At 62.2% G+C, this 25,752-nt stretch carries 24 protein-coding genes; 9 read left to right on the forward strand and 15 right to left on the reverse strand.

Annotation, left to right across the window (positions count from 1 at the left end):
• Positions 1–11: 11 nt before the first annotated feature.
• Positions 12–146 (reverse strand): 50S ribosomal protein L34, encoded by a 135-nt coding sequence (gene rpmH, locus PSEST_RS00010; protein WP_003290924.1) that lies wholly within the window; start codon positions 144–146, stop codon positions 12–14.
• Positions 147–660: 514 nt separating this feature from the next.
• Between rpmH and dnaA the strand changes: the two genes are divergently transcribed.
• From dnaA to ahpF, 5 genes are all read left to right on the forward strand, one after another.
• The gene (dnaA, locus tag PSEST_RS00015) at positions 661–2,109 is read left to right on the forward strand and encodes a chromosomal replication initiator protein DnaA (protein ID WP_015275030.1); all 1,449 of its coding nucleotides are present in this window, start codon (positions 661–663) and stop codon (positions 2,107–2,109) included.
• A gap of 33 nt (positions 2,110–2,142) precedes the next feature.
• On the forward strand, positions 2,143–3,246 hold the full coding sequence (dnaN, locus tag PSEST_RS00020) for a DNA polymerase III subunit beta (protein ID WP_015275031.1): 1,104 nt from the start codon (positions 2,143–2,145) through the stop codon (positions 3,244–3,246).
• Positions 3,247–3,259: 13 nt separating this feature from the next.
• Positions 3,260–4,372 (forward strand): DNA replication/repair protein RecF, encoded by a 1,113-nt coding sequence (recF, locus tag PSEST_RS00025; RefSeq protein ID WP_015275032.1) that lies wholly within the window; start codon positions 3,260–3,262, stop codon positions 4,370–4,372.
• Positions 4,369–6,783 carry a DNA topoisomerase (ATP-hydrolyzing) subunit B gene (gyrB, locus tag PSEST_RS00030; RefSeq protein WP_015275033.1) on the forward strand — a complete coding sequence of 805 codons (2,415 nt, stop codon included), beginning with the start codon at positions 4,369–4,371 and terminating at the stop codon, positions 6,781–6,783. The genes recF and gyrB overlap by 4 nt, the downstream gene beginning before the upstream one ends.
• A 225-nt stretch (positions 6,784–7,008) precedes the next feature.
• Entirely contained in the window at positions 7,009–8,571 is a 1,563-nt protein-coding gene (gene ahpF / locus PSEST_RS00035) for an alkyl hydroperoxide reductase subunit F (protein WP_015275034.1), read from the forward strand.
• A gap of 70 nt (positions 8,572–8,641) precedes the next feature.
• Here the strand turns inward: ahpF and PSEST_RS00040 are convergent, their stop codons facing one another.
• From PSEST_RS00040 to glyQ, 5 genes are read right to left on the reverse strand one after another with little or no spacing between them, the layout of a single operon-like run.
• Positions 8,642–10,012 carry a GGDEF domain-containing protein gene (locus PSEST_RS00040; protein ID WP_015275035.1) on the reverse strand — a complete coding sequence of 457 codons (1,371 nt, stop codon included), beginning with the start codon at positions 10,010–10,012 and terminating at the stop codon, positions 8,642–8,644.
• A 50-nt stretch (positions 10,013–10,062) separates the two neighbouring features.
• A complete protein-coding gene (locus tag PSEST_RS00045; protein WP_015275036.1) occupies positions 10,063–10,812 on the reverse strand; it encodes a lysophospholipid acyltransferase family protein in 750 nt (249 codons plus the stop codon).
• Positions 10,809–11,351 carry a D-glycero-beta-D-manno-heptose 1,7-bisphosphate 7-phosphatase gene (gmhB, locus tag PSEST_RS00050; RefSeq protein WP_041756377.1) on the reverse strand — a complete coding sequence of 181 codons (543 nt, stop codon included), beginning with the start codon at positions 11,349–11,351 and terminating at the stop codon, positions 10,809–10,811. Before gmhB ends, PSEST_RS00045 begins: the two co-directional genes overlap by 4 nt.
• A 4-nt stretch (positions 11,352–11,355) precedes the next feature.
• The gene (gene glyS / locus PSEST_RS00055; protein WP_015275038.1) at positions 11,356–13,410 is read right to left on the reverse strand and encodes a glycine--tRNA ligase subunit beta; all 2,055 of its coding nucleotides are present in this window, start codon (positions 13,408–13,410) and stop codon (positions 11,356–11,358) included.
• Positions 13,407–14,354 (reverse strand): glycine--tRNA ligase subunit alpha, encoded by a 948-nt coding sequence (gene glyQ / locus PSEST_RS00060; RefSeq protein WP_003284253.1) that lies wholly within the window; start codon positions 14,352–14,354, stop codon positions 13,407–13,409. Before glyQ ends, glyS begins: the two co-directional genes overlap by 4 nt.
• 107 nt (positions 14,355–14,461) lie before the next feature.
• On the opposite strand from glyQ, the gene PSEST_RS00065 reads away from it, so the two are divergent.
• The 3 genes from PSEST_RS00065 to PSEST_RS00075 all read left to right on the forward strand — a co-directional run bounded on the left by PSEST_RS00065 (position 14,462) and on the right by PSEST_RS00075 (position 16,308).
• The gene (locus PSEST_RS00065; RefSeq protein ID WP_015275039.1) at positions 14,462–15,019 is read left to right on the forward strand and encodes a DNA-3-methyladenine glycosylase I; all 558 of its coding nucleotides are present in this window, start codon (positions 14,462–14,464) and stop codon (positions 15,017–15,019) included.
• A gap of 108 nt (positions 15,020–15,127) precedes the next feature.
• A complete protein-coding gene (locus tag PSEST_RS00070; RefSeq protein ID WP_015275040.1) occupies positions 15,128–16,015 on the forward strand; it encodes a lysophospholipid acyltransferase in 888 nt (295 codons plus the stop codon).
• Between the two features lie 26 nt (positions 16,016–16,041).
• The gene (locus tag PSEST_RS00075; RefSeq protein WP_015275041.1) at positions 16,042–16,308 is read left to right on the forward strand and encodes a PilZ domain-containing protein; all 267 of its coding nucleotides are present in this window, start codon (positions 16,042–16,044) and stop codon (positions 16,306–16,308) included.
• Positions 16,309–16,333: 25 nt separating this feature from the next.
• Here the strand turns inward: PSEST_RS00075 and PSEST_RS00080 are convergent, their stop codons facing one another.
• The 9 genes from PSEST_RS00080 to def form a co-directional block, all read right to left on the reverse strand.
• On the reverse strand, positions 16,334–16,651 hold the full coding sequence (locus tag PSEST_RS00080; RefSeq protein ID WP_015275042.1) for a tetratricopeptide repeat protein: 318 nt from the start codon (positions 16,649–16,651) through the stop codon (positions 16,334–16,336).
• Between the two features lie 146 nt (positions 16,652–16,797).
• Complete coding sequence (gene ehuA, locus PSEST_RS00085) at positions 16,798–17,634, reverse strand: ectoine/hydroxyectoine ABC transporter ATP-binding protein EhuA (RefSeq protein ID WP_015275043.1); 837 nt, start codon at positions 17,632–17,634, stop codon at positions 16,798–16,800.
• Positions 17,631–18,290 (reverse strand): ectoine/hydroxyectoine ABC transporter permease subunit EhuD, encoded by a 660-nt coding sequence (gene ehuD, locus PSEST_RS00090; protein WP_015275044.1) that lies wholly within the window; start codon positions 18,288–18,290, stop codon positions 17,631–17,633. Before ehuD ends, ehuA begins: the two co-directional genes overlap by 4 nt.
• Positions 18,287–18,946, reverse strand: a complete 660-nt coding sequence (gene ehuC, locus PSEST_RS00095) for an ectoine/hydroxyectoine ABC transporter permease subunit EhuC (RefSeq protein ID WP_015275045.1) — start codon at positions 18,944–18,946, stop codon at positions 18,287–18,289. The genes ehuD and ehuC overlap by 4 nt, the downstream gene beginning before the upstream one ends.
• A gap of 120 nt (positions 18,947–19,066) precedes the next feature.
• Positions 19,067–19,924, reverse strand: coding sequence for an ectoine/hydroxyectoine ABC transporter substrate-binding protein EhuB (gene ehuB, locus PSEST_RS00100; RefSeq protein WP_015275046.1), 858 nt, complete (start codon positions 19,922–19,924; stop codon positions 19,067–19,069).
• A gap of 330 nt (positions 19,925–20,254) precedes the next feature.
• The gene (trkA, locus tag PSEST_RS00105) at positions 20,255–21,628 is read right to left on the reverse strand and encodes a Trk system potassium transporter TrkA (RefSeq protein WP_015275047.1); all 1,374 of its coding nucleotides are present in this window, start codon (positions 21,626–21,628) and stop codon (positions 20,255–20,257) included.
• 74 nt (positions 21,629–21,702) lie between these two features.
• The gene (gene rsmB, locus PSEST_RS00110; RefSeq protein WP_015275048.1) at positions 21,703–23,025 is read right to left on the reverse strand and encodes a 16S rRNA (cytosine(967)-C(5))-methyltransferase RsmB; all 1,323 of its coding nucleotides are present in this window, start codon (positions 23,023–23,025) and stop codon (positions 21,703–21,705) included.
• On the reverse strand, positions 23,022–23,966 hold the full coding sequence (gene fmt, locus PSEST_RS00115) for a methionyl-tRNA formyltransferase (protein ID WP_015275049.1): 945 nt from the start codon (positions 23,964–23,966) through the stop codon (positions 23,022–23,024). The genes rsmB and fmt overlap by 4 nt, the downstream gene beginning before the upstream one ends.
• Before the next feature lie 55 nt (positions 23,967–24,021).
• Positions 24,022–24,528: a peptide deformylase gene (gene def, locus PSEST_RS00120; protein ID WP_015275050.1), complete on the reverse strand. Its 507-nt coding sequence runs from the start codon at positions 24,526–24,528 to the stop codon at positions 24,022–24,024.
• A 148-nt stretch (positions 24,529–24,676) separates the two neighbouring features.
• Here def and PSEST_RS00125 point away from each other — a divergent pair, with 148 nt between their 5' ends.
• Entirely contained in the window at positions 24,677–25,702 is a 1,026-nt protein-coding gene (locus PSEST_RS00125; protein WP_015275051.1) for a LysM peptidoglycan-binding domain-containing protein, read from the forward strand.
• Positions 25,703–25,752: the final 50 nt, after the last annotated feature.

A 25,752-nucleotide genomic window follows, 5' to 3' on the forward strand; every position in this document is an offset into this window, starting at 1 on the left:
CTGTTCCGATGTCAGACGGTCAGACGCTTACGGCCTTTGGCGCGACGACGCGACAGAACTTGACGACCGTTCTTGGTGGCCATGCGGGCACGGAAGCCATGGGTACGAGCGCGCTTGATGGTGCTGGGTTGGAAAGTGCGTTTCATGGTGCGGTTACCTGGTGATCCATTGCGGGCCGGAATGGCCCCCTTTTAAGAGACCGGCGATTGTAGAGAAGCCGTCAGGCCAGGTCAATTTCCAACCAGTCCCATCTGGCTGAAAAAAAATAAAAGGAAAAGAAATATAAGCTCTTAAGATGTAGTGCTTATGTATGTACAAGCCGTTTTCTGTGGATAGCAGGCTGTAGCGCAATGCTCACGCGGCTTTCGAGAGCCTTGAACCAGGTGGGTAAGCGGTGCCTATTGCGTGCAGAGCATCTGCGTAAGCTGGGGATTAAATTGACAGATATCCACAGCGGCAGCGGCCAACCGCTTTTCAACAGCCTTAGACACTGCCCTTACGGAGGGTTATCAACAGATCTCCTGCAGACTGCGATTGTTTCCACAGCAGGCTGATGTGCTCGGCGATCTAGTGCGGAGGGGCCGAGTTGTTGTGGATAACCAGAGGTCGCGCGGCTACAATGGCCGCCGTCTTACCTCGACAGAGTCGATAGGAGTTTCCGTGTCGGTGGAACTTTGGCAGCAGTGTGTTGAGCTTTTGCGCGATGAACTGCCTGCTCAGCAATTCAACACATGGATTCGTCCTCTCCAGGTCGAAGGTGACGGTGAGGAGCTGCGGGTCTACGCGCCCAACCGTTTCGTACTCGACTGGGTCAACGAGAAGTACCTGTCACGTCTGCTGGAATTGCTCTCCGAGCGCTCCAGTGGTCTGGCGCCCGCGCTTTCTCTGTTGATAGGGAGTAAACGTACTTCGTCGGCGGCATTGCCCTCTGCTGCTGCCGCACGTGCTCAGCCTCAGCCAACGGTTGTCAGTACCCCGGCGCCGGCAGCACCTTCTCCAGCGCGCTTCGAGCCATTGTCGGCCGATACCAGCGAGCCGGAGCAGCCCCGAGTGGAGCGCAACGTACAGGTCGAAGGTGGCCTCAAGCACACCAGCTACCTGAACCGTACGTTCACCTTCGAGAATTTCGTCGAGGGCAAATCCAACCAGCTGGCTCGCGCGGCCGCTTGGCAGGTCGCTGACAATCCCAAGCATGGCTATAACCCGCTGTTTCTCTATGGCGGCGTGGGCCTCGGCAAGACCCACCTGATGCATGCGGTGGGCAATCACCTGCTGAAGAAGAATCCGAATGCCAAGGTGGTGTACCTGCATTCCGAGCGCTTCGTGGCGGACATGGTCAAGGCGCTGCAGCTCAATGCGATCAATGAATTCAAGCGCTTCTACCGTTCCGTGGATGCGCTGCTGATCGACGACATCCAGTTCTTCGCCAAGAAGGAGCGCTCCCAGGAAGAGTTCTTCCACACCTTCAATGCACTGCTCGAGGGCGGCCAGCAGGTCATCCTCACCAGTGATCGTTACCCGAAAGAGATCGATGGTCTCGAGGAACGTTTGAAATCGCGTTTTGGCTGGGGTTTGACGGTGGCGGTCGAGCCGCCTGAGCTGGAGACCCGGGTCGCCATTCTGATGAAGAAGGCCGATCAGGCGAAGGTCGATCTGCCTCACGATGCAGCTTTCTTCATCGCCCAGCGCATTCGCTCGAATGTCCGCGAATTGGAAGGCGCACTGAAGCGCGTTATCGCCCATGCGCACTTCATGGGACGCGATATCACCATCGAATTGATTCGCGAATCGCTGAAGGACTTGCTGGCGTTGCAGGATAAACTGGTCAGCGTCGACAATATCCAGCGCACCGTCGCCGAGTACTACAAGATCAAGATTTCCGATCTGCTGTCGAAACGGCGTTCCCGTTCGGTAGCGCGTCCGCGCCAGGTAGCCATGGCGTTGTCGAAAGAGTTGACCAATCACAGCCTGCCGGAAATCGGCGATGCGTTCGGTGGGCGCGATCACACCACGGTTCTGCATGCCTGCCGTAAGATCGCCGAACTGCGGGAAACTGACGCGGATATCCGCGAAGATTACAAGAATTTGCTGCGAACTTTGACAACCTGAGTGCGACCTAATCTATAGGCAAGGGACCAGACCATGCATTTCTCCATTCAGCGCGAAGCCCTGTTGAAACCCCTGCAGCTGGTTGCTGGCGTCGTCGAGCGCCGTCAGACCTTGCCGGTTCTGTCCAACGTTCTCCTTGTTGTGCAAGGTCAGCAGCTGTCGCTGACCGGTACCGACCTGGAGGTCGAACTGGTGGGCCGTGTTGCACTCGAGGATGCCGCCGAGCCGGGTGAAATCACCGTTCCGGCACGCAAGCTCATGGATATCTGCAAGAGCTTGCCGAGCGACGCCCTGATCAGTATTCGTCTGGATGATCAGAAGATCGTTATCAAATCCGGCCGCAGCCGATTCACCCTGTCGACCCTTCCGGCCAATGATTTCCCGACCGTGGAAGAAGGACCTGGATCGCTTTCCTTCAGCGTCGAGCAAGGCAAGCTGCGCAAGCTTATCGAGCGCAGCAGTTTCGCTATGGCGCAGCAAGACGTCCGCTATTACCTCAACGGCATGCTGATCGAGGTGTCCAACGGCATGCTGCGCGCGGTAGCAACCGATGGTCATCGCCTGGCGATGTGCTCGATGCAAGCGGGTATCGAACAGCCCGATCGTCATCAGGTCATCGTGCCGCGCAAGGGTATTCTGGAGCTTGCCCGCCTACTCAACGATCAGGATGCTGAAGTCAGCATCGTCCTGGGGCAGCATCATATTCGCGCGACAACCGGCGAGTTCACCTTTACCTCGAAGCTGGTGGATGGCAAGTTCCCGGACTATGAGCGCGTGTTGCCGCGTGGCGGTGACAAGCTGGTAGTCGGCGACCGCCAGTTGCTGCGCGAGGCTTTCAGCCGTACCGCGATTCTGTCCAACGAGAAGTACCGCGGTATTCGTTTGCAGCTGGAAAGCGGCTTGCTGAAAATCCAAGCCAACAACCCTGAGCAGGAAGAAGCCGAGGAAGAAGTTGCAGTCGACTATAACGGTGGCTCGCTGGAGATCGGCTTCAACGTCAGCTACCTGCTGGATGTGCTTGGTGTAATGACTACCGAGCAGGTTCGCCTGATTCTCTCCGATGCGAACAGCAGTGCGCTGGTTCAAGAGTTCGACAACGACGACTCAGCGTACGTCGTGATGCCGATGCGCCTGTAACCCTGCTGTTTTAATGTCCCTTAGTCGTCTCTCCGTCACCGGGGTCCGCAATCTGCACCCGGTGACGCTATCTCCCTGTCCTCGTATCAATATCCTCTTCGGCGATAACGGCAGCGGCAAAACCAGCCTGCTCGAAGCCATCCATCTGCTTGGCCTGGCGCGGTCTTTTCGCAGCATTCGGCTGAATCCCGTGATCACCTACGAGCAATCTGCCTGCACCGTGTTCGGTCAGGTGGAGTTGCCTGATCAGCACAGCCGCGCGCTCGGTGTCGCTCGGGATCGCAGCGGCGAAGTACGAATCCGGATCGATGGACAAAGTGTCCGATCGGCCGCCGAACTTGCCGATACGCTGCCGTTGCAGCTGATTAATCCAGATAGTTTCCGCCTGCTGGAGGGGGCGCCCAAACTGCGTCGGCAATTTCTGGATTGGGGTGTGTTCCACGTGGAACATCGTTTCATGGCCGCGTGGCAGCGCCTGCAACAGGCTCTCCGGCAACGGAACTCGTGGCTGCGGCATGGTACACTGGACGGCGCTTCGAACGCGGCCTGGAGCCGTGAACTGACGCTGGCTAGCGACGAGATTGACGGGTATCGGCGGGCTTATATCCAGGCGTTGAAGCCGGTGTTCGAGACCACGCTGGCCGTCCTGCTGGATCTGGACGGACTGAAGCTGAGCTACTACCGGGGATGGGACAAAGACCGTCCGCTGGCTGATGTGCTCGCTACGTCATTGGAACGGGATCGGGCGTTGGGACATACCCAGTCTGGCCCTCAGCGGGCAGACCTGCGGTTGAAGGTCGGCAATCACAACGCGGCTGAAGTGTTGTCCCGCGGCCAGCAGAAGTTGGTGGTGTGTGCGTTACGTATTGCTCAGGGCCATCTGGTAAGCGAGGCCAAACGCGGGCAGTGCATTTATCTGGTCGATGACCTGCCGTCCGAGCTGGACGCTCAGCATCGCCAGGCGTTGTGCAAGTTGCTTGAGCAACTTGGCTGTCAGGTTTTTATCACCTGCGTAGATTCAACCGTTTTGCAAGAAGGCTGGCATGAACAGACGCCAGTCTCAATGTTTCACGTGGAACATGGGCAAATCACCCAGGTCCACGGCCCCTCGGGAGTGAAGGCATGAGCGAAAACCACACGTACGATTCGTCGAGCATCAAGGTACTCAAAGGCCTCGATGCAGTGCGTAAGCGCCCTGGTATGTACATCGGCGACACCGACGACGGCACTGGCCTGCACCACATGGTCTTCGAGGTCGTCGACAACTCGATCGACGAAGCGCTGGCCGGGCATTGCAGTGATATCTCCATCACCATCCATACCGATGAGTCCATCACCGTTCGCGACAATGGTCGCGGCATTCCGGTGGATATCCATGAGGAAGGTGTTTCGGCAGCCGAAGTCATCATGACCGTGCTGCATGCGGGCGGTAAGTTCGATGACAACTCCTACAAGGTTTCCGGAGGTCTGCACGGCGTAGGTGTTTCGGTGGTGAACGCGCTGTCAGAGGAGTTGATGCTGACCATTCGCCGTGAGGGCAAAGTCTGGGAACAGCTCTATCGCCATGGTGTACCCCAGGCGCCGCTCGCCCCGGTCGGTGAAACCGATTCCTCGGGCACGCAAATCCATTTCAAACCCTCAGCAGAGACGTTCCAGAACATCCATTTCAGCTGGGATATTCTGGCCAAGCGTCTGCGCGAGCTGTCCTTTCTGAACTCTGGCGTCGGTATCGTTCTGCGTGACGAACGTACTGCCAAGGAAGAGTTGTTCAAATACGAGGGCGGTCTGAGCGCATTCGTTGCCTACCTGAACACCAATAAAACACCGGTCAACGAGGTGTTCCACTTCAACGTTCAGCGCGACGACGGCGTTGGTGTCGAGGTGGCGCTGCAGTGGAATGACAGCTTCAACGAGAACATTCTCTGCTTTACCAACAATATTCCGCAGCGCGACGGTGGCACCCATTTGGCCGGTTTCCGCTCGGCGCTGACGCGCAACCTGAACAGCTACATTGAGCAGGAAGGCCTGGCCAAGAAGCACAAGATCGCCACCACCGGTGATGATGCCCGCGAAGGTCTGACCGCGATCATTTCCGTGAAGGTTCCGGATCCGAAGTTCAGCTCGCAAACCAAGGACAAACTGGTTTCCTCGGAGGTGAAAACCGCCGTGGAACAGGAGATGGGCAAGCACTTTGCCGACTTCCTGCTTGAGCATCCAAGCGAAGCCAAGGCGGTGGTTGGCAAGATGATCGACGCTGCCCGTGCTCGCGAGGCTGCGCGAAAGGCACGGGAAATGACGCGGCGCAAAGGCGCTCTGGATATCGCCGGTCTGCCGGGCAAGCTCGCCGATTGCCAGGAAAAGGATCCTGCGCTGTCCGAACTCTACATAGTGGAGGGTGATTCTGCGGGTGGCTCGGCCAAGCAGGGCCGTAACCGCAAGACCCAGGCAATCCTGCCGCTCAAGGGCAAGATCCTCAACGTCGAGAAAGCACGCTTCGACAAGATGATTTCCTCCCAGGAAGTGGGCACGCTGATTACCGCTCTGGGCTGTGGTATCGGCCGCGATGAATACAACATCGATAAACTGCGCTACCACAACATCATCATCATGACCGACGCCGACGTCGACGGTTCGCACATCCGGACTCTGCTGCTGACGTTCTTCTTCCGTCAGCTGCCTGAGCTGATCGAGCGCGGTTACGTGTATATCGCTCAGCCGCCACTGTACAAGGTCAAGCGCGGCAAGCAGGAGCAGTACATCAAGGACGATGAGGCAATGGAGGAATACCTCACGCAGTCCGCTCTGGAAGACGCCAGCCTGCACGTTAACGAAGGCGCCCCGGGGCTTTCTGGCGGAGCGCTGGAGAAGCTGGTCAACGATTACCGCACGGTGATGAAGACGTTGCAGCGGCTGTCACGTCTGTACCCGCAGGAACTGACGGAACACTTCATCTACCTGCCGCGTGTGCCTGTAGAGCAACTGGCCGATCACTCGGCGATGCAGGCATGGCTCGAGCAATACAGCGCGCTGCTCAAGGTTGGCGAACGCTCCGGGTTGATCTACAACGTCAGCCTGCGCGAGGACAAGGAACGCCATCTGTGGCTGCCGGAAGTGGAGATCAGTTCGCATGGCCTGGCCAGCTACATCACCTTTAACCGTGACTTCTTCGGCAGCAACGACTACCGAACCGTTACGGCGCTTGGCGAGAAGCTGAACAGCCTGCTCGAAGAGGGTGCCTACGTTCAGCGGGGCGAGCGCAAGAAGCAGGTTGCCACCTTCAAGCAAGCACTTGAATGGTTGATGACCGAGGGCACCCGCCGCCATAGCGTTCAGCGATACAAGGGGCTGGGCGAAATGAACCCGGATCAGCTGTGGGAAACCACGATGGACCCGAACGTGCGGCGCATGCTCAAGGTGACTATCGAGGATGCGATTGGTGCGGATCAGATCTTCAATACCCTGATGGGCGATGCTGTCGAGCCGCGTCGAGATTTCATCGAAACCAACGCTCTGGCTGTGTCGAACCTGGACTTCTGATTTTTTTCGGATTTCTAGATCAGCAGACATTAGCCAATGCGGCACCAAAACCCCGGCCCCTCAAAGGTCGGGGTTTTTTGTTATTGGAAGATAGGCTGCGTAAATCGTCTCGACTGGTTTAATCAATTTCGAAATAGTCCCTTACCGGCGTAAGGTTGCTCCATTCGAGATTCATCATCCTTGCCGAGCCCTCGCGGGCCACCAATTTCATGAGGACAGTTGCCAATGTTGGACACCAATCTCAAGACCCAGTTGAAAGCCTACCTGGAGAAGGTCACCCAGCCCTTCGAGATCGTCGCGTCCCTCGATGACGGCGAGAAGTCCCGAGAAATGCTGAGCCTGCTGCAAGACATCGCCGGCCTCAGCGACAAGATCACCCTCAAGACCGACGGCGACGATGCGCGCAGGCCGTCGTTCTCGCTCAACCGCATCGGCGGCAACATCAGCCTGCGTTTTGCCGGCATCCCCATGGGCCACGAGTTCACCTCGCTGGTACTGGCGCTGCTGCAGGTCGGCGGCCACCCGTCGAAGACCGCGCCGGAAGTGATCGAGCAGATCAAGGCGCTGGAGGGCGACTACCGCTTCGAAACCTACTTCTCGCTGTCCTGCCAGAACTGCCCGGACGTGGTCCAGGCGCTGAACCTGATGGCCGTGCTCAACCCGAACATCCAGCACGTCGCCATCGACGGCGCGCTGTTTCAGGACGAGGTCGAAGCGCGGCAGATCATGTCGGTGCCGAGCATCTACCTCAACGGCGAACTGTTCACCCAGGGCCGCATGAGCGAGGAAGAGATCCTCGCCAAGCTCGATACCGGCTCCAGCGCCCGTGACGCCGAGAAGCTCAAGGCCAAGGACGCCTACGACGTGCTGGTCGTCGGTGGTGGCCCGGCAGGCGCCGCAGCGGCGATCTACGCCGCGCGCAAGGGCATCCGCACCGGTGTCGCCGCCGAGCGCTTCGGCGGTCAGGTGCTCGACACCATGGCCATCGAGAACTTCATCTCGGTGAAGGAAACCGAAGGCCCGAAACTGGCCCGCGCGCTGGAAGAGCACGTGCGCGAGTATGACGTCGACATCATGAACCTGCAGCGCGCCAGCCAGCTGATTCCGGCTGGCGACGACGGCCTGCACCGCGTGCAGTTCGAGAACGGCGGTGAGCTCAAGGCCAAGACCCTGATTCTCGCCACCGGCGCGCGCTGGCGCGAAATGAACGTGCCGGGCGAGCAGGAATACCGCGGCCGTGGCGTCGCCTACTGCCCGCACTGCGACGGCCCGCTGTTCAAGGGCAAGCGCGTGGCGGTGATTGGTGGCGGCAACTCCGGCGTGGAAGCGGCCATCGACCTGGCTGGCATCGTCGCCCATGTGACGCTGCTGGAATTCGGCGAGGAGCTGCGCGCCGATGCCGTGCTGCAGCGTAAATTGTTCAGCCTGCCCAACGTCCGCGTGCTGAAGATGGCGCAGACCACCGAGGTCAAGGGCGACGGCCAGAAGGTCACCGGACTGGTCTACAAGGACCGCACCAACGACGAGGTGCACAGCGTCGAGCTGGAAGGCATCTTCGTGCAGATCGGCCTGCTGCCCAACAGCGAATGGCTCAAGGGCACCCTGGAGCTGTCGCGCTTCGGTGATATCATCGTCGACGCCAAGGGCCAGACCAGCCTCCCCGGCGTGTTCGCCGCCGGTGACGTGACCACGGTGCCGTACAAGCAGATCGTCATCGCCGTCGGTGAAGGCGCCAAGGCCTCGCTGAGCGCCTTCGATCACCTGATCCGCAGCTCCGCGCCGGCCTGATCGAGGCGCAAAAAGAAAGGGGAGCAGCCGCGAGGCTGCTCCCCTTTTTGCTTTGTAGCGACGTGTTGGATCAGTCCTGATGCAGCACGCAGCGATTGCGGCCGCCGTTCTTGGCCTGGTACAGCGCGCGATCGGCCTGCTGTAGCAGACGTTCGTAGTCCGGATGGCCGTCGTGCACCGCCATACCGACGCTGACAGTCACCTGCAGCACGTCACCACTGGAAAGACGGAAGTGCTCGCGGGCGATGCGTTCGCGCAGCTTCTCGGCAGCCGCCAGCGCCTTGCTGGCATCGATGTCGACCAGCACCAGCAGGAACTCCTCGCCGCCCAGGCGGAAGGCGTAGTCGCCGCCACGGGTGTTGCTGGCCAGCAGTGCGCCGACCTGTTGCAGGACCTGATCACCGGCTTCGTGGCCGTAGGTGTCGTTGATGCGCTTGAAGTGATCGACGTCGATGGCCAGCACGCCGAAGGCGTTGTTCGACTGACGCGCGTAAAGCACTTCCTTGGCCATTACCACTGGCAGAAATTTGCGATTGAGCAAGCGTGTCAGCACGTCACGGCCGGCTTCCAGATCATTGGCCTGCTCGAACAAGCTGTCGAGCAGGAATTTGATCGAGCGAGTCTGTTCGCGAATGTGATGCAGCTTGGCCAGGCGCTCGCCTGTTTCCTGCAGCGTAGCGATCGCCTTGAGTTCTGCGTCGATGCGCTCTATGTAATCGAGAATGCTCGCGCTTTCCGGCGAGCCTTGGAACGCGTGGGACGCCTTGTGGCGAAACCAGAGGCCGAACTCGGAACCGGCCAGCTGCGGCAGTGCTCCGCTCAGGTTGCCGATCGCCAGATCGAACATCAGCTGGTTTTCCCAATCGAGCAGCGCTGCGCGCTGACGTTCCTTCTCGACGCCGATGTTCTGTGACACGGAGAACAGTCGATAGGCTTCCTCCGCGCGGGAGTTGCGGTCGTGGGACTGGGAATAGGCGAAGCAGATGATTTCCACCGCGAGGTCGATCAGATCGGCACCCATTCGCGCGGCCTTGCGCCGCACTGGTTCGCCGAGATCGCGCTGTTCGAGCAATTCGCGCAGCCTGCCCTTCAGCGAGCGCGCGCCGCGCAGCACCAGGCTGACCGGGATTTCGATACGCGCATGGATTTCACCGACCTTGCGCTGCAGGTCGACCACGGCGTCGAGGTCGCTGTGGGCGGTCGAGGAGCACACCGTGACGATCCACTTCTGCATCGACTTGCCGAGGCGGTTCTTCACCTGGTCGTGGGACAGGAAACTGGCCGAGTGCGGGTCGGCTAGCATCTGCGAATAGAAATGCTCGGCCAGTTCGGCGCTTTTTTCTTCGGCAACGGCGTTCAGCGCGGCAGCCGCTTCGGCAGGGTAGCCGTCGAGCAGGCGCAGCCATTCGGTGACCAGCTGGTGGTTTGGTATTTGCTGCATAGAGGACTCGCTAAGATGGGCGGACGTCCCTGCCCTGCCCCGGCGTGTGATCAGAGGGTCGAACGACGCTGAGCTTCGAGCTCGCTGACCTGTGCGTTGATCCAGTCTTCGGCGCGCTGGTTCAGCTCGGCGATGGCGCGCGGACTTTCGCTGTCAGCGAACATGGGCTGGCCGATAACGACCTGAATGGTGCCGGGTCGCTTGCCCCAGCCGGCCTTCGGCCAGAACATGCCGGCGTTGTGCGCAATGGGCAGAACCGGCAAACCGGCATTGACCGCCAGTGCGGCGCCGCTGCGCGAGAACTTGCCCTGCTGGCCGACCGGTACACGGGTGCCTTCGGGAAAGATCAGCACCCAGGCGCCCTGCTCCAGACGCTCGTGACCCTGTTTGGCAACCTGGCGCAGCGCCGCCTTGGGGTTGTCACGGTCGATGGCGATGGGCTTGAGCAGCATGATCGCCCAGCCGAAGAACGGCACGCGCAGCAGCTCGCGCTTGAGCACCTGGGTCAGCGGCTCGAAGTAGGCCGAGAGAAAGAAGGTCTCCCAGGTGCTCTGATGCTTGGCCAGGATCACGCAGGGGCGCGCTGGTACGTTCTGCGCGCCGTGCACCTCGTAGCGCAAGCCGACCAGCGTCTTGCCCAGCCAGACGGCACAGCGGCACCAGTTCTGTACCACGAAGCGATAGCGCGCGCGGAATGCCATAAACGGGGCGAACACCAGGCTCACCAGGCACCAGGCGAACGCGGTGAACGCCAGCAGAAAATAGAACAGGGCGATACGAACGGGAAACAGGAGGCTCATCGAGAACTCTCGAGTAGATGATCGACAACAGCGGCCAGGTCGTCGAAGACCTGGGTACCTGGCGGCAACGTACCTTCCAGGGTGCGCAGGCCTTTGCCGGTTCTGACCAGGTAGGGCACGCCGCCGAGCAGCATGCCGGCATGCAGATCGCGGTGGCTGTCGCCAACCACCGGCACACCCTTCAGGTCCGCCAGGCCGAAGTGCTCGGCAATGCTGCGAAACATTCCAGGCTTCGGCTTGCGGCAGTTGCAGCCATCGTCAGGACCGTGCGGGCAGTGCACGATCAGATCGATACGTCCGCCCTGCTCCATCACCAGCTGCTGCATCTTGAAATGCATATCGCCGAGGGTGCTGAGGTCGAACTTGCCGCGCGCGACGCCAGACTGGTTGGTGGCAACCGCCACCGTCCAGCCGGCCTTGCACAGCCGCGCGATGGCTTCCAGCGACCCGGGAATGGGAATCCACTCCGCCAGCGATTTCACGTACTCGTCGGAGTCCTCGTTGATCACGCCATCGCGGTCCAGCACGATCAGCTTCACGGGCTTAGCCAAGTGCGGAAATATCGGCAACGCCAAGGAACAGTCCTCTCAGCCGGGCCAGCAAGGCATAACGGTTGGCGCGTACCGAAGCATCTTCGGCATTCACCAGCACCGCCTCGAAGAAGGCATCCACCGGGCCACGCAGGTGCGCCAGACGCTCCAGTGCCTCGCGGTACTGACGCGCCGCGGCGAGCGGTTGTACCGCCTGCTCGGCCTGCTGGATCGCCGAGTACAGCGAGAACTCGGTAGCGTTGTCGAACCAGCGTGGCTCGACCGCTTCCGGCAGCTTCGCATCGAACTTGCTCAGCAGGTTGGAGACGCGCTTGTTGGCCGCGGCCAGCGCAGCGGCTTCGGGCAGCGTACGGAAGGCCTGTACCGCCTGCACACGCTGGTCGAAGTCCAGCGCCGAGCCCGGCTGCACGGCACGCACCGACAGGTAGGCGGCAACATCGACGCCTTCGTCCTCGTAGCGGGCGCGCAGGCGATCGAAGATGAACTCGAGAACCTGATCGGCCAGCCCGGCCGATTTGACCTGCGTACCGAACTGGCCGATGGCGAAGTTGACCGCCTCGACCAGATTCAGATCCAGACGCTTCTCGATAAGGATACGCAGCACGCCGAGAGCCGCACGGCGCAGGGCGTAGGGGTCCTTGGAACCGGTCGGCAGCATGCCAATGCCGAAGATGCCGACCAGGGTGTCGAGCTTGTCCGCCACCGCCACGGCCGCGCCGGTGAGCGTACTTGGCAGTTCGCCGCCCGCACCGCGCGGCATGTACTGCTCGTTCAGCGCCAGTGCCACGTCTTCCGGCTCGCCGTCGTTGAGTGCGTAGTAGTAACCGGCAATGCCCTGCATTTCCGGGAATTCGCCGACCATCTCGGTGGCCAGGTCGCATTTGGACAGCAGCCCGGCGCGCGCGGCACGCTGCTTGTCGCCACCGGTACGCTCGGCGATCAGCCCGGCCAGGCGCGAGACGCGCTCGGCCTTGTCATAGACGGTGCCGAGCTGGGCCTGGAACACCACGTTCTTCAGGCGCTCGTTGAAGCTGTCGAGCTTCTGCTTCTTGTCCTGCTTGAAGAAGAACTCGGCATCGGTCAGACGCGGACGCACGACCTTTTCGTTACCGGAAACGATCTGCGCCGGGTCCTTGGATTCGATGTTCGCCACGGTGATGAAGCGCGGCAGCAGCTTGCCGTTGGCATCCAGCAGGCAGAAGTACTTCTGGTTGTCCTGCATAGTGGTGATCAGCGCTTCCTGCGGCACTTCGAGGAAGCGTTCCTCGAACGAGCAGACCAGCGGCACCGGCCACTCGACCAGCGCAGTCACTTCATCGAGCAGCGCCGGCGGCACGATGGCCGTGCCGTTCTGTTCGGCAGCGAGCTGCTCGACGCGCTTGGCGATCAGCTCGCGACGCTCGGCGAAGTCGGCGATCACATGGGCGCCACGCAGGTCTTCCAGATAGCTGGAAGGCTTGGAAATATGCACCTGGCCCGGGCTGTGGAAGCGGTGGCCGCGGGATTCACGGCCGGCACGCTGGGCGAGGATCTCGCAATCGATTACCTGCTCACCGAAGAGCATCACCAACCACTGGGTCGGGCGGACGAATTCTTCCTTGCGCGCGGCCCAGCGCATGCGCTTGGGGATCGGCAGGTCGTTCAACGACGCTTCGACGATACCCGGCAGCAGCTGGCTGGCCGGCTGGCCTTCGATGGTGCGGCTGAACTTGAGTTTCGGCCCGCTGCGATCAATCTCGGCCAGATCCACGCCGCACTTGCGGGCAAAGCCCAACGCGGCCTGGGTCGGCTCACCGTCGGCGTCGAAGGCGGCCTGCATCGGCGGGCCGTCGAGGTTGATGCTGCGATCGGGCTGCTGGGTTGCCAGCTGTTCGACCAGCACGGCCAGGCGCCGCGGCGCGGCATAGGCCTGCGTCTTGACGAAGCTAAGGCCGGCGTCCTTCAGGCCCTTCTCGATACCGGCGCAGAAGGCTTCGGCCAGCTTGGCGAGCGCCTTCGGTGGCAGCTCTTCGGTACCCAGTTCGACGAGGAAATCCAGTGCACTCATTCTGCAGCCTCCAGCTTGGCCAGCACTTCGTCACGCAGTTCGGGGGTGGCCATGGGGAAGCCGAGTTTGGCGCGGGCCAGCAGGTAGCTCTGGGCGATCGAGCGCGCCAGGCTGCGTACGCGCAGGATGTATTGCTGGCGCGCGGTGACCGAAATGGCGCGGCGGGCATCGAGCAGGTTGAAGGTGTGCGAGGCCTTGACCACCATCTCGTAGGCCGGCAGCGGCAGCTCGGCAGCCATCAGCCGGTTGGCTTCGCTCTCGTAGAAATCGAACAGTTCGAACAGCTTCGGCACATTGGCGTGCTCGAAGTTGTAGGTCGACTGCTCCACCTCGTTCTGGTGGAACACGTCGCCGTAGGTCACGGTGCCGAACGGGCCATCGGCCCAGATCAGGTCATAGACCGAGTCGACGCCCTGCAGGTACATGGCCAGGCGCTCGAGACCGTAGGTGATCTCGCCGGTGACCGGATAGCACTCGACGCCACCGACTTGCTGGAAATAGGTGAACTGGGTGACTTCCATGCCGTTGAGCCAGACTTCCCAGCCCAGGCCCCAGGCGCCGAGGGTCGGCGATTCCCAGTTGTCTTCGACGAAACGTACGTCGTGCACCGAGGTGTCGACGCCGATGCGGCGCAGCGACTCCAGGTACAGATCCTGGATGTTGTCCGGATTGGGCTTGAGCACGACCTGGAACTGGTAGTAGTGCTGCAGACGGTTGGGGTTCTCGCCGTAGCGGCCATCGGCCGGGCGACGCGAAGGCTGAACGTAGGCGGCGTTCCAGGTCTCGGGACCGATGGCGCGCAGGAAGGTGGCGGTGTGGAATGTACCGGCGCCCATTTCCATGTCATAGGGCTGCAGGACCACGCAACCCTGCTCGGCCCAGTAGCTTTGCAGGGCGAGGATCAGGTCTTGGAAGGTGCGCACGGCAGGCGTAGTCTGGCTCAAAATTTCACCTGTGCTGGGCTTCGACAGAAAGCCTCGAAGTATACCCCCCGCATGGTCGCGCTTGCGATGGTTTCGGCCATCGGACGAGGCCTGCGCAAGGAGACCACATGCCACGTTGCGCCTGGTGCGGCACGGACCCGCTGTACATCGACTACCACGATCGCGAATGGGGCGTGCCGACTCGTGATCCGCAGGTGCTGTTCGAATTCCTCCTGCTGGAAGCTTTCCAGGCCGGTCTCTCGTGGATCACCGTGTTGCGCAAGCGCGAGCGCTACCGGCAGGTGCTGTTCGGCTTCGATGCGGAGCGTCTGGCGCGCATGAGCGATGCCGAGATCGACGAACGCATGCAGGACCCCGGCATCATCCGCAACCGGCGCAAACTCGAGGCGACGCGCAGCAACGCACGTGCCTGGTTGCAACTGGAAGACCCGGTGGACTTCATCTGGTCCTTCGTCGACGGCGAGCCGAAGATCAACCGCTTCGAGCGCATCGCACAGGTCCCGGCCGTCTCGCCCGAGGCCGAGGCGATGAGCAAGGGGCTGAAGAAGGCCGGCTTCAGCTTCGTCGGGCCGACCATCTGTTATGCCTACATGCAGGCATGCGGCCTGGTCATGGATCACGTCACCGACTGCGAGCGGTATGCCGTGCTGGCTGGCACCGAATGATCCACCGCAGGGTTACGTTGCCAAGATGCAGGGCATTGCGACGGCTGCGCCTGAAAGCTGACTGCGGTTGCAGGTAGACTAGGCGACCTGAAAATTTCGGAGTGCGGTGTGGAAAAGCTCAAAGGTGCCATCGTCGTCGGCTCCCTGCGACTGTTCGCTCGACTGCCCTGGGGCATGGTCCAGGGTCTGGGCGCGATGATCGGCTGGCTGATGTGGAAGCTGCCGAACCGCTCGCGTGAGGTGGCGCGGATCAATCTGCAGAAGTGCTTTCCCGAACTGAGCGCCGCGGAGCTCGAAGCGCTGCTCGGCCGCACGCTGCGCGAAACCGGGATGACCTTCACCGAAAGCGCCTGCGCCTGGATCTGGCCGGCGCAGAAGACCCTCGGTCTGGTCCGCCAGGTCGAAGGCCTTGAAGTGCTGCAGGCGGCGCTGGCATCCGGCAAGGGCGTGGTCGGCATCACCAGCCACCTGGGCAACTGGGAAGTGCTCAATCATTTCTATTGCGACCAGTGCAAGCCGATCATCTTCTATCGTCCGCCGAAGCTGAAGGCAGTGGACGAACTGTTGCAGCAACAACGTGTGCAATTGGGCAACCGGGTTGCGCCGTCGACCCGCGAAGGCATTCTCAGCGTCATCAAGGAAGTCCGCCGTGGCGGCGCGGTGGGTATCCCGGCCGATCCGGAACCGAGCGAAGGCAGCGGCATATTCGTGCCTTTCTTTGCCACCCAGGCGCTAACCAGCAAGTTCGTGCCGGGCATGCTCGCCGGCGGCAAGGCGGTTGGCGTTTTTCTTCACGCGTTGCGCCTGGAGGACGGTTCGGGCTACAAGGTGGTGCTCGAGGCAGCGCCCGAAGGGATGTACAGCGAGGATGCCGAAACCGGCGTTGCGGCGATGAGCGCAATGATCGAGAAGTACGTGCGCGCCTATCCCAGCCAATACATGTGGACCATGAAGCGCTTCAAGAAACGCCCCGCTGGCGAAAAGCGCTGGTACTGACGAATAACAACGACAAGGACGATCGTATGCGCAATCAGCGACAGCATCCGCGTACCAACATGAAGTGCCGCATCCGCATTGCGCATCCGGCGTTCGGCGAGGTTTTCGCCCATACCCGTGATCTGTCGGACGGCGGTGTCTACGTGCGACATCCCGAACTGGTGGTACTGCAGCCGGGTGCGATGGTTACGGGGCAGGTGCAGGACCTGCCGATCCCGGCGCCGGAACTGCGGATGGTGGTGATGCGGGTCGATGCCGAAGGGGTCGGCCTGCAGTTCGTGCGCGAGGACTGATTCCGCGGCGCGCGACGCTGCCGGTTCAGTCAGGCGTCAGCCGGTCGAGCCGACGCAGAAACACGCTCATTTCCTTTTCCGCCTGCTTGTCGCCCTGGGCGTTCGCCGCGGCAATGCCGCGCTCCCAGGCCTGGTGGGCGCCCGGCTTGTCGCCATCGGCCTGCAGCGCCTTGCCCAGCAGTTTCCAGGCGGCGGAATATTTCGGATCGAGTTCGACGCAGCGGCGCAAGTGCTCTGCCGCCCGGCCCGGCTGCCCGGCGTCCATGTAACCCTTGCCGAGGCCGAAGCGCAGCATCGGATTATCCATGCCTTGGGAGAGCATCTTTTCCAGTGATTCGAGCATTTTCGGACCTTTTTGCAGCGCGGCGCCCAGGGAAGTTTCCTCACTTTAGTGCAAAGCGATTACCGGGCAAGGCTGCCAGCATACGCCATTGGTCTTAGCCGTTGCGCCCGTATCGTGCTGGCAGCCTGTGACGGCGGTGTGGCGTCTCAGTGGGCTTCGTTGACCGCGCTGAGAAACTCCCGGGTGCGCTCCTCCTGCGGGTTGTTGAACAGCTCATCCGGACTGCCCTGCTCGTGAATCCGGCCCTGATGGAAGAAGCACACTCGGTCGGCGAACTCGCGGGCGAAGCCCATCTGGTGGGTGACCATGAGCATGGTCAGGTTGTGCGCCTCGCCAAGGCGGCGAATCACGTTCAGCACCTCACCGCAGAGTTCCGGGTCGAGCGCCGAGGTCACCTCGTCGAACAGCATCACCTTCGGCCGCATGGCCAGCGCACGGGCAATCGCCACGCGCTGTTGCTGGCCACCGGAGAGCTGGGCCGGGAAGTGTTCCAGCTTGTCTTCCAGGCCGACCATGGCCAGCAGTTCTTCGGCACGTCCGCGGGCTTCGGCCTTGCTCAGACCGAGCACCTGCACCGGCGCTTCCATGACGTTCTGCAGAGCATTCATGTGCGGGAACAGGTTGAAACTCTGGAATACCATGCCGACCTTGCCGCGCACTCGTCGCAGATGACGGGCATTGGCCGGGACCAGCTGGCCACTGGCGTCGGGCATGTGCGTCAGTGGCTCGCCGTCGACCTCGATCACGCCTTCGTCGATGCCCTCTAGCGTCATCAGCACCCGCAGCAGCGTTGACTTGCCCGAGCCGCTGGGGCCGATGATTGCAACCTTCTCGCCTTCCTCGATTTGCAGATCAAGCCCGTCGAGCACGGTCAGCTCGCCGTAGCGTTTGGTCACGCCGGCGAAGCGCACCAGAGGCTGCGCCTGCTCTGGCTGCTGTGGTGTCGGGTTCAGGGTATCCGTGGATTGCATCGGCGTAGTCATCGGGTCAGCTCCATGCGGTTTTCCAGACGGCGCACGCACCAGGCGAGGCCGAGGCTGAGAATGAGGAAGAAGATGCCGACCATGGTGATCGGTTCGAGATAGCGGAAGCTTTCGGAGCCGATGTTCTTGGCCCGTTGCATGATTTCCACCACGGTGATCGCCGAAAGAACGGGCGTGTCCTTGAGGATCGAGATCAGGTAGTTGCCCAGCGCCGGCAGCACCGGACGCAGCGCCTGCGGCAGGATCACGTCGCGGTAGGCGGTCCAGGGCTTCATGTTCAGCGCGGTGACCGCCTCCCACTGCGAGCGCGGCACTGCGTCCAGGCCGGCGCGGTAGACCTCGGCGGTGTAGCAGGCGTAGTGCAGGGCGATGCCGATGATCCCCGCCTGCATCGCGCTGAGGTTGAGGCCGTAGTTGGGGAATACGTAGAACAGGAAGTACACCTGGATCAGCAGCGGTGTGCTGCGGATGAACTCGATCAACCCGGTGATCGGCCAGGAAAGCCAGCGCAGGCGGCTGCGCCGGCCGATGGCGAGGAACAGGCCGAGCACCACGGCGATGGCGAAGCCGGCCAGGGCAATGCCGATGGTGGTCAGCGAGGCATCCAGCAGGCGCGGCAGGATCTCGCGGGCGAACTGCCAGTCGAAAAAGTTCATGACAGGCCCCCGCGCATCCGTCCGCGGGCCAGGCGCCGCTCCAGTTGGCGCATGCCGAAGTTTATCGTCTGGGCCAGAACGAAGTAGATGACCAATGCCAGACCGAAGATCTCCATGGTCATCAGCGTCGCCTGATCCAGCTGGCGGGCACGGAAGGCCAGGTCGGAAAGGGTGATCAGCGAGACCAGCGAAGTGTTCTTCAGCAGTTCGATCAGCAGGTTGGTGCCAGGCGGGATCGCCGCCAGTAATGCCTGCGGCAGGATGATTCGGCGCATGCGTGTCAGTGGCGTCATGTTCAGCGCCTGACAGGCTTCATGCTGGCCCCGGTGCACCGAGCGGATCGCGCCGCGCAGCACCTCGGCGCCGTAGGCACCGATATTCAGGCCGAGGCCGACCACGGCCACGGCGAAGGCGCTCATTTCGATATTGAACGGCGGCATCGGCAGCACGAAGTACAGCCAGAACAGCTGCACCAGCAGCGACGAGCCGCGGAAGACCTCGATATAGGTGATGGCCAGCCAGCGCAATGGCGCCACTGGCGAGAGCCGGGCCAGCGCGGCGATCAGCGCGCAGGCGATGGCCAGCAGGGAGCCGAAGAAGGTCACCTTGACGGTGACCCAGGCACCCTGCAGCAGCAGAGGAAGCAGTTCGATCATGATGCGCTATCCGGTTTTCCGGAGCGCTGAGCGAGGCTGCGCAAACAGCGGCGCAGCCTTGGTCAGCGTTCACGGGCGGAACAGCGGGTCGGCGGTGCCGACCCCCCGCCCGCCGGGCTGTCAGGCACCGCAGAGTTCGGCGGCGGTCTTGTCGGTGACGTTGGAGCGATCGAAGCCGAATGGCTCAATGGTCTTCAGATGCTCCTCGCTACCCAGCCATTGCTTGAGCTCGGCATTGATCGCGTCACGCAGCGCCTTGTCCTGTGGACGGAAGGCCAGCGCACCGTAGCCGGCACGGGACGGGTCGTCCTTGAAGTCAGCGATGGCTTCGACATCGTCACCGGCCTTGTCCGCCAGCCCTTTCATGGTCAGCTGGGTGCCGATGGCGGCATCGGCGCGACCGCTGCGTACGGCCTGCAGCTGCGAGGTGGTGTCGGGCACCTGCAGAATCTGCGAATCCTTGATGCCGGCCTTGCGCGCATAACCGAGGTTAACGGTGCCGGACATGATGGCGATCTTCACCTCGGGGTTGCCGGCGATGTCCTCGTAGCTGCGCAGGTTCTTCGGGTTGCCTTCGGCCACCAACAGGGTGTCGAGCAGGCGGTAGTGCGGATCGGTGAACAGTACCTGCTTGCAGCGCTCAGGGGTGATGTACATGCCGGCGGCGATCAGATCGAAGCGCCCTGCGCGCAGCCCGGGAATCAACGAGCCCCACTCGGTGAGCACCGGCTTGATGGTGTCGATCTCCATGCGCTCGAAGACCTTGCGTACGATCTCCGGCGATTCACCGGTGACACTGCCGTCGAGGGCGGTGTAGGCGAACGGTGTTTCATTGGCGTAACCGATGCGGACGCTGCTGCTGTTCTTGATCTTTTCCAGGGTATCGGCCTGGGTGATGCTGGCGAAACCGAGGCTGGCCAGGGCGGCGCAGCCGATCAGCAGCCGGCGGGAGCGTGTCGGGATGGTGCTGTTCCTCATGGGAGTTTCTCCTGTTCCTTGTAGAGACCCGAGGAATCGGATCGTTATTTGTCTAGGAGGGGCATTGCTCATGCTCAGGTTGAGAACGTTTTCGGCGCGGCCTGGTAAAACCGATTGACGATAGTTTCGTTCAATCGACCGGTTAAACCAGCGTCAAGCTTGGAGAGTACAAAAGCTGGCCATAAAATGGAAATCGGAAGGCATTGGAGGCGAATGGATGCAATTGGAGGGGATGGTGAAAATCGCGAGGAAGCAGACGCAAGGGTTTCCTGATTGATAAAACAAAACGACCCGCCAGTTGGCGGGTCGTTTATTCGGCGGTAACCAGGATTAAAAGAAGGTCAGCCCGGCCTGGAACAGGCGCTCCACATCGCGAATGTGTTTCTTGTCGACCAGGAACAGGATGACGTGGTCGCCTGATTCGATACGCGTATCGTCGTGGGCAATCAGCACCTGATCGTCGCGGATCACCGCGCCGATAGTGGTTCCCGGTGGCAGTGCGATCTGCTCGATGGCGCGACCCACTACCTTGCTCGAACGCGGGTCGCCGTGGGCGATCACCTCGATGGCTTCGGCTGCCCCACGGCGCAGCGAGTGAGCGCTGACGATATCGCCGCGGCGGACGTGGGTCAGCAACGTGCCGATGGTCGCCAGCTGCGGGCTGATGGCGATGTCGATCTCGCCACCCTGGACCAGGTCGACGTAGGCCGGGTTGTTGATGATGCACATCACCTTGCGCGCGCCGAGGCGCTTGGCCAGCAGCGAGGACATGATGTTGGCCTCGTCGTCGTTGGTCAGCGCGAGGAAAACGTCCGCTTCGTTGATGTTCTCCTCGACCAGTAGATCGCGGTCCGAGGCGCTGCCCTGCAGGATGATGGTGCTGTCCAGGGTGTCGGAGAGGTAGCGGCAACGCGCCGGGTTCATCTCGATGATCTTGACCTGGTAACGGCTTTCGATTGCCTCGGCCAGTCGCTCGCCGATGTGACCGCCGCCGGCGATGACGATGCGCTTGTAGTTCTCGTCGAGGCGCCGCATCTCGCTCATCACCGCGCGGATGTGGCCTTTGGCAGCGATGAAGAACACTTCGTCATCGGCCTCGATCACCGTGTCGCCCTGCGGCAGGATCGCGTGGTTGCGGCGGAAGATGGCCGCGACGCGGGTGTCCACGTTGGGCATGTGGCGGCGTAGCTGGCGCAGTTCCTGGCCGACCAACGGGCCGCCGTAATAGGCGCGCACTGCGACCAGCTGGGCCTTGCCGCCAGCGAAGTCGATCACCTGCAGCGAACCGGGATGCTCGATCAGGCGCTTGATGTAGTTGGTGACCACCTGCTCGGGGCTGATCAGCACGTCCACCGGAATCGCTTCGTTGTTGAACAGGCCTGAATGGACCAGATACGCCGATTCACGCACGCGGGCGATCTTGGTCGGCGTATGGAACAGCGTGTAGGCGACCTGGCAGGCAACCATGTTGGTTTCGTCGCTGTTGGTCACCGCCACCAGCATGTCGGCATCGTCCGCTCCGGCCTGGCGCAGCACGGTGGGAAACGAGCCGCGGCCCTGGATGGTGCGGATGTCCAGGCGATCGCCGAGATCGCGCAGGCGCTCGCCGTCGGTGTCCACCACGGTGATGTCGTTGGCTTCGCTGGCAAGGTGTTCGGCGAGCGTGCCGCCGACCTGACCGGCACCGAGAATGATGATCTTCACGCGATCACTCCTGAAAGGCGGACGACTGCCGCCGCTTCCATGTTGGGCCCGCGCGCACTGCGCCGGGGTTCGGCTTAGGCATCTCGGCCACGTGGCTGCGCCGCGATCTTGATCAGCTTGGCATAGTAGAAGCCGTCGTGGCCGCTCTCCTGCGGCAGCAGCTGGCGCCCGTGCATCTGGGGCAGGCCGAAGCCGCCCGCTAGATCCAGTTCACGGGCGCCCGGTGTGCGTTCGAGGAAGGCGGCGATCACTTCACGGTTCTCGGTCGGCAGCACCGAGCAGGTGGCATAGAGCAGCACGCCGCCGACCTCCAGCGTCGGCCACAGGGCATCGAGCATCTCGCCCTGCAGTGCGGCCAGCGGAGCGATGTCGTCGGCCTGGCGGGTCAGCTTGATGTCCGGATGGCGACGGATCACGCCGGTGGCCGAGCAGGGCGCATCGAGCAGGATGCGCTGGAACGGCTTGCCATCCCACCAGCGCTCGGTGGCACGGGCGTCGTCGGCGACCAGTTCGGCCTGTAAATGCAGACGCTCGAGGTTTTCACGAACTCGCAGCAGACGCTTGGGTTCCAGATCCAGCGCAACCAGCCCGGCCAATTGCGGCTCGCGTTCGAGCAGGTGACAGGTCTTGCCACCCGGTGCGCAACAGGCGTCCAGCACACGTTGGCCCGGCGCCAGGTCGAGCAGCGAGGCGGCCAGCTGCGCGGCCTCGTCCTGCACGCTGACCCGCCCTTCGGCAAAGCCTGGCAGCTGGTGCACGTCGCACGGCGCGGCCAGGCGGATGCCATCCTCGCTGAATTCGCAGGGATGAGCTTCGATACCGGCGCCTTGCAGCTCGGCCAGGTATCCGTCCCGGCTGACCTGACGGCGGTTGACCCGCAACATCATCGGCGGATGGGCATTGTTCGCCGCGCAGATGGCTTCCCAGTGCTCCGGCCAGTGCGCCTTGAGCGCCTTCTGCAGCCAGCGCGGATGGGCGACGCGGATCACCGGGTCGTGTTCGAGTTCGGCCAGCAGGGCTTCGCCTTCGCGCTGGGCGCGCCGCAATACGGCGTTGAGCAATCCCTTGGCCCAGGGCTTCTTCAGCTTGTCGACGCAGCCGACGGTTTCGCCGATGGCCGCATGCGCCGGAATGCGGGAATAGAACAGCTGGTACAGGCCCACCAGCAACAGCGCCTCGACATCGCGATCGGCCGCCTTGAATGGTTTTTGCAGCAGCTTGTCGGCCAGTCCGGCCAGGCGTGGCTGCCAGCGCGCAGTGCCGAACGCCAGGTCCTGGGTCAGGCCGCGATCACGCGCGTCCACCTTGCCGAGCACCTCGGGCAGGCTGCTGCCCAACGAGGCCTTGCCCGAGAGCACGACGCTCAGCGCACGGGCGGCGGCCAGGCGCGGGTTCATTGGCCGAGCACCTGGCCGGGCGCGAACTGCTCGCGCCGGCTGTTGTACAGGTCGCCGAAGCCAAGCGGCTTGCCTCCTGGCAGCTGCAGACGAGTCAGCGACAGAGCGCCTTCGCCACAGGCTACGGTCAGCCCGTCCTTATTCGCTTCGAGGATCCGGCCCGGCTCGCCCTGCCCTTCAGCTAGACGAGCGGCATGGATCTTCAGAGCCTCGCCAGCGAGCGTGCTATGGCAGATCGGCCATGGGTTGAACGCACGGATAAGCCGCTCCAGATCGACGGCCGGGCGGGTCCAGTCGACGCGCGCCTCGTCCTTGCTCAGCTTGTGCGCATAGGTGGCCAGGCTGTCGTCCTGGGCTTCGGGCACCAGCGAACTGGCAGCCAGTGCGTCGACCGCCTGCACCACCGCCTGCGAGCCGAGCTCGGCGAGCCGGTCGTGCAGCGTGCCGCCGGTATCCTCGGCGGATATTGGCGTATGGACCTTGAGCAGCATCGGCCCGGTGTCGAGGCCCGCCTCCATCTGCATCACGGTGACGCCGGACTCGCTGTCGCCGGCCTCGATCGCGCGCTGGATCGGCGCGGCGCCGCGCCAGCGTGGCAGCAGCGAGGCGTGGCTGTTGATGCAACCCAGGCGCGGCAGGTCGAGTACTGCCTGCGGCAGGATCAGGCCATAGGCGACCACTACCATCAGGTCCGCCTGCAGTTCTGCCAGCTCCGCCTGGGCCGCCGGGTCCCGCAGGGTCTGCGGCTGGAAAACCGGGATGTCGTGCTGCACGGCGAGCTGCTTGACCGGGCTGGGCATCAGCTTCTGGCCGCGACCGGCAGGGCGATCCGGCTGGGTGTAGACGGCAACGATCGATTTGCCGGCATCGAGCAGGGCCTGCAGGTGTTGAGCGGCGAATTCCGGGGTGCCGGCGAAAACGATGCGCAAGGGCTGGGTCATGAGGGCTCGCTAACAAAAAAGGCTTGCGTAGCAAGCCTTTGGGATTCGGGAATGATCAAGCCTGCTGGCGATGGATCTTTTCCAGCTTCTTCTTGATCCGGTCGCGCTTGAGGCTGGAGAGGTAGTCGACGAACAGCTTGCCGTTGAGATGATCGCACTCATGCTGGATGCATACCGCGAGCAGGCCTTCGGCGACCAGTTCGTATGGCTTGCCATCACGATCCAGCGCCTTGATCCGCACTTTCTGCGGACGGTCGACGTTCTCGTAAAAGCCCGGGACCGACAGGCAGCCTTCCTGGTACTGGTCCATCTCGTCGGTCAGCGATTCGAATTCGGGATTGATGAAGACTCGCGGCTCGGACCGGTCTTCGGACAGGTCCATCACCACCACGCGCTTGTGCACATTGACCTGCGTTGCAGCCAGGCCGATGCCCGGAGCCTCGTACATGGTCTCGAACATGTCGTCGATCAGCTGACGAAGCTCGTCATCGACCACATCCACCGGTTTGGCGATGGTGCGCAGCCGCGGATCGGGAAATTCAAGGATGTTCAGAATGGCCATATGCGTTTGTGATGCACTTATGGAATAAAGTCAAAAGCCGCTGCTAAGATGCCGAGCAGCATGGAAAACGGCTTAATGCCGCGATCCAAAAGGGTTCCGCGGCGCTAGGGCGCTTTACGTGAAGGCACATAATAAAGGGATTCACCACATGAGGAAATCACTACTCGCCCTGCTGCTGGTGGCCGTCGGCGGGCTCGCCCAGGCCGCGGTGCAGCTCAAGGACAATCACCCGGAGCGGTATACCGTGGTGAAGGGCGACACACTCTGGGACATTTCCGGCCGCTTCCTGCGCGAGCCGTGGAAATGGCCGGAGCTGTGGCACGCCAACCCTCAGATCGCCAATCCTCATCTGATCTATCCCGGTGACACCCTCAGCCTGATCTATGTCGACGGCCAGCCGCGCCTGGTACTCGACCGCGGCGCCTCGCGCGGCACCATCAAGCTGTCGCCGACCGTGCGTACCACACCCATGGCCGAAGCCATCCCGACCATTCCGCTGGAGGCGATCAACAGCTTCCTGCTGAGCAACCGCATCGTCGACACCGCCGAGCAGTTCCAGGGTGCTCCGTACATCGTCGCCGGCAATGCCGAGCGGGTGATCAGCGGCGCCGGCGATCGCATCTACGGCCGCGGCAGCTTCGAAGCGAACATGCCGGCCTACGGCATCTTCCGTCAGGGCAAGACCTACGTCGATCCGGACACCGGCGAGTTCCTCGGCATCAACGCCGATGACGTTGGCACCGTCGAGATCGTCGAAATCGAAGGCGACATCGCCACCATGCAGCTGACCCGTACCACTCAGGAAGCGCGCATCGGCGATCGCCTGTTCCCGGGCGAAGAGCGTGCGGTCAACTCCACCTTCATGCCCAGCGCGCCGTCGACCGATGTCGAAGGCGTGATCCTCGACGTACCGCGCGGCGTTACCCAGATCGGCCAGTTCGATGTGGTCACGCTGAACAGGGGCGCACGCGACGGGCTGAAGGACGGCAATGTGCTGGCCGTCTACAAGACCGGTGAAACAGTGCGTGACCGTGTGACTGGCGAAAACGTGAAGATTCCGGACGAGCGTTCCGGCTTGCTGATGGTGTTCCGCACCTACGACAAGCTCAGCTACGGCCTGGTGCTGCAGGCGACCCGCTCGCTGTCGGTGAAGGACAAAGTCCGTAACCCCTGAAGCAAGAAAGCCCCGCGAATGCGGGGCTTTTTCATGCTGCGATAACACCG

The organism is Stutzerimonas stutzeri RCH2 (genome assembly GCF_000327065.1).
Taxonomy (GTDB): Bacteria; Pseudomonadota; Gammaproteobacteria; order Pseudomonadales; family Pseudomonadaceae; genus Stutzerimonas; species Stutzerimonas stutzeri_AE.

What these genes read in the sequence shown, in the direction of transcription:
- ehuD (WP_015275044.1), bottom strand. Translation starts at nt 18,290, where the DNA reads ATGAACTTTTTCGACTGGCAGTTCGCCCGCGAGATCCTGCCGCGCCTG.
- PSEST_RS00125 (WP_015275051.1), top strand. Translation starts at nt 24,677, where the DNA reads ATGAGGAAATCACTACTCGCCCTGCTGCTGGTGGCCGTCGGCGGGCTC.
- rpmH (WP_003290924.1), bottom strand. Translation starts at nt 146, where the DNA reads ATGAAACGCACTTTCCAACCCAGCACCATCAAGCGCGCTCGTACCCAT.
- rsmB (WP_015275048.1), bottom strand. Translation starts at nt 23,025, where the DNA reads ATGAACCCGCGCCTGGCCGCCGCCCGTGCGCTGAGCGTCGTGCTCTCG.
- PSEST_RS00045 (WP_015275036.1), bottom strand. Translation starts at nt 10,812, where the DNA reads ATGAGCCTCCTGTTTCCCGTTCGTATCGCCCTGTTCTATTTTCTGCTG.
- ehuC (WP_015275045.1), bottom strand. Translation starts at nt 18,946, where the DNA reads ATGATCGAACTGCTTCCTCTGCTGCTGCAGGGTGCCTGGGTCACCGTC.
- fmt (WP_015275049.1), bottom strand. Translation starts at nt 23,966, where the DNA reads ATGACCCAGCCCTTGCGCATCGTTTTCGCCGGCACCCCGGAATTCGCC.
- PSEST_RS00040 (WP_015275035.1), bottom strand. Translation starts at nt 10,012, where the DNA reads ATGCAGCAAATACCAAACCACCAGCTGGTCACCGAATGGCTGCGCCTG.
- PSEST_RS00075 (WP_015275041.1), top strand. Translation starts at nt 16,042, where the DNA reads ATGCGCAATCAGCGACAGCATCCGCGTACCAACATGAAGTGCCGCATC.
- ehuB (WP_015275046.1), bottom strand. Translation starts at nt 19,924, where the DNA reads ATGAGGAACAGCACCATCCCGACACGCTCCCGCCGGCTGCTGATCGGC.
- gyrB (WP_015275033.1), top strand. Translation starts at nt 4,369, where the DNA reads ATGAGCGAAAACCACACGTACGATTCGTCGAGCATCAAGGTACTCAAA.
- PSEST_RS00065 (WP_015275039.1), top strand. Translation starts at nt 14,462, where the DNA reads ATGCCACGTTGCGCCTGGTGCGGCACGGACCCGCTGTACATCGACTAC.
- dnaN (WP_015275031.1), top strand. Translation starts at nt 2,143, where the DNA reads ATGCATTTCTCCATTCAGCGCGAAGCCCTGTTGAAACCCCTGCAGCTG.
- ahpF (WP_015275034.1), top strand. Translation starts at nt 7,009, where the DNA reads ATGTTGGACACCAATCTCAAGACCCAGTTGAAAGCCTACCTGGAGAAG.
- PSEST_RS00080 (WP_015275042.1), bottom strand. Translation starts at nt 16,651, where the DNA reads ATGCTCGAATCACTGGAAAAGATGCTCTCCCAAGGCATGGATAATCCG.
- glyS (WP_015275038.1), bottom strand. Translation starts at nt 13,410, where the DNA reads ATGAGTGCACTGGATTTCCTCGTCGAACTGGGTACCGAAGAGCTGCCA.
- ehuA (WP_015275043.1), bottom strand. Translation starts at nt 17,634, where the DNA reads ATGACTACGCCGATGCAATCCACGGATACCCTGAACCCGACACCACAG.
- recF (WP_015275032.1), top strand. Translation starts at nt 3,260, where the DNA reads ATGTCCCTTAGTCGTCTCTCCGTCACCGGGGTCCGCAATCTGCACCCG.
- def (WP_015275050.1), bottom strand. Translation starts at nt 24,528, where the DNA reads ATGGCCATTCTGAACATCCTTGAATTTCCCGATCCGCGGCTGCGCACC.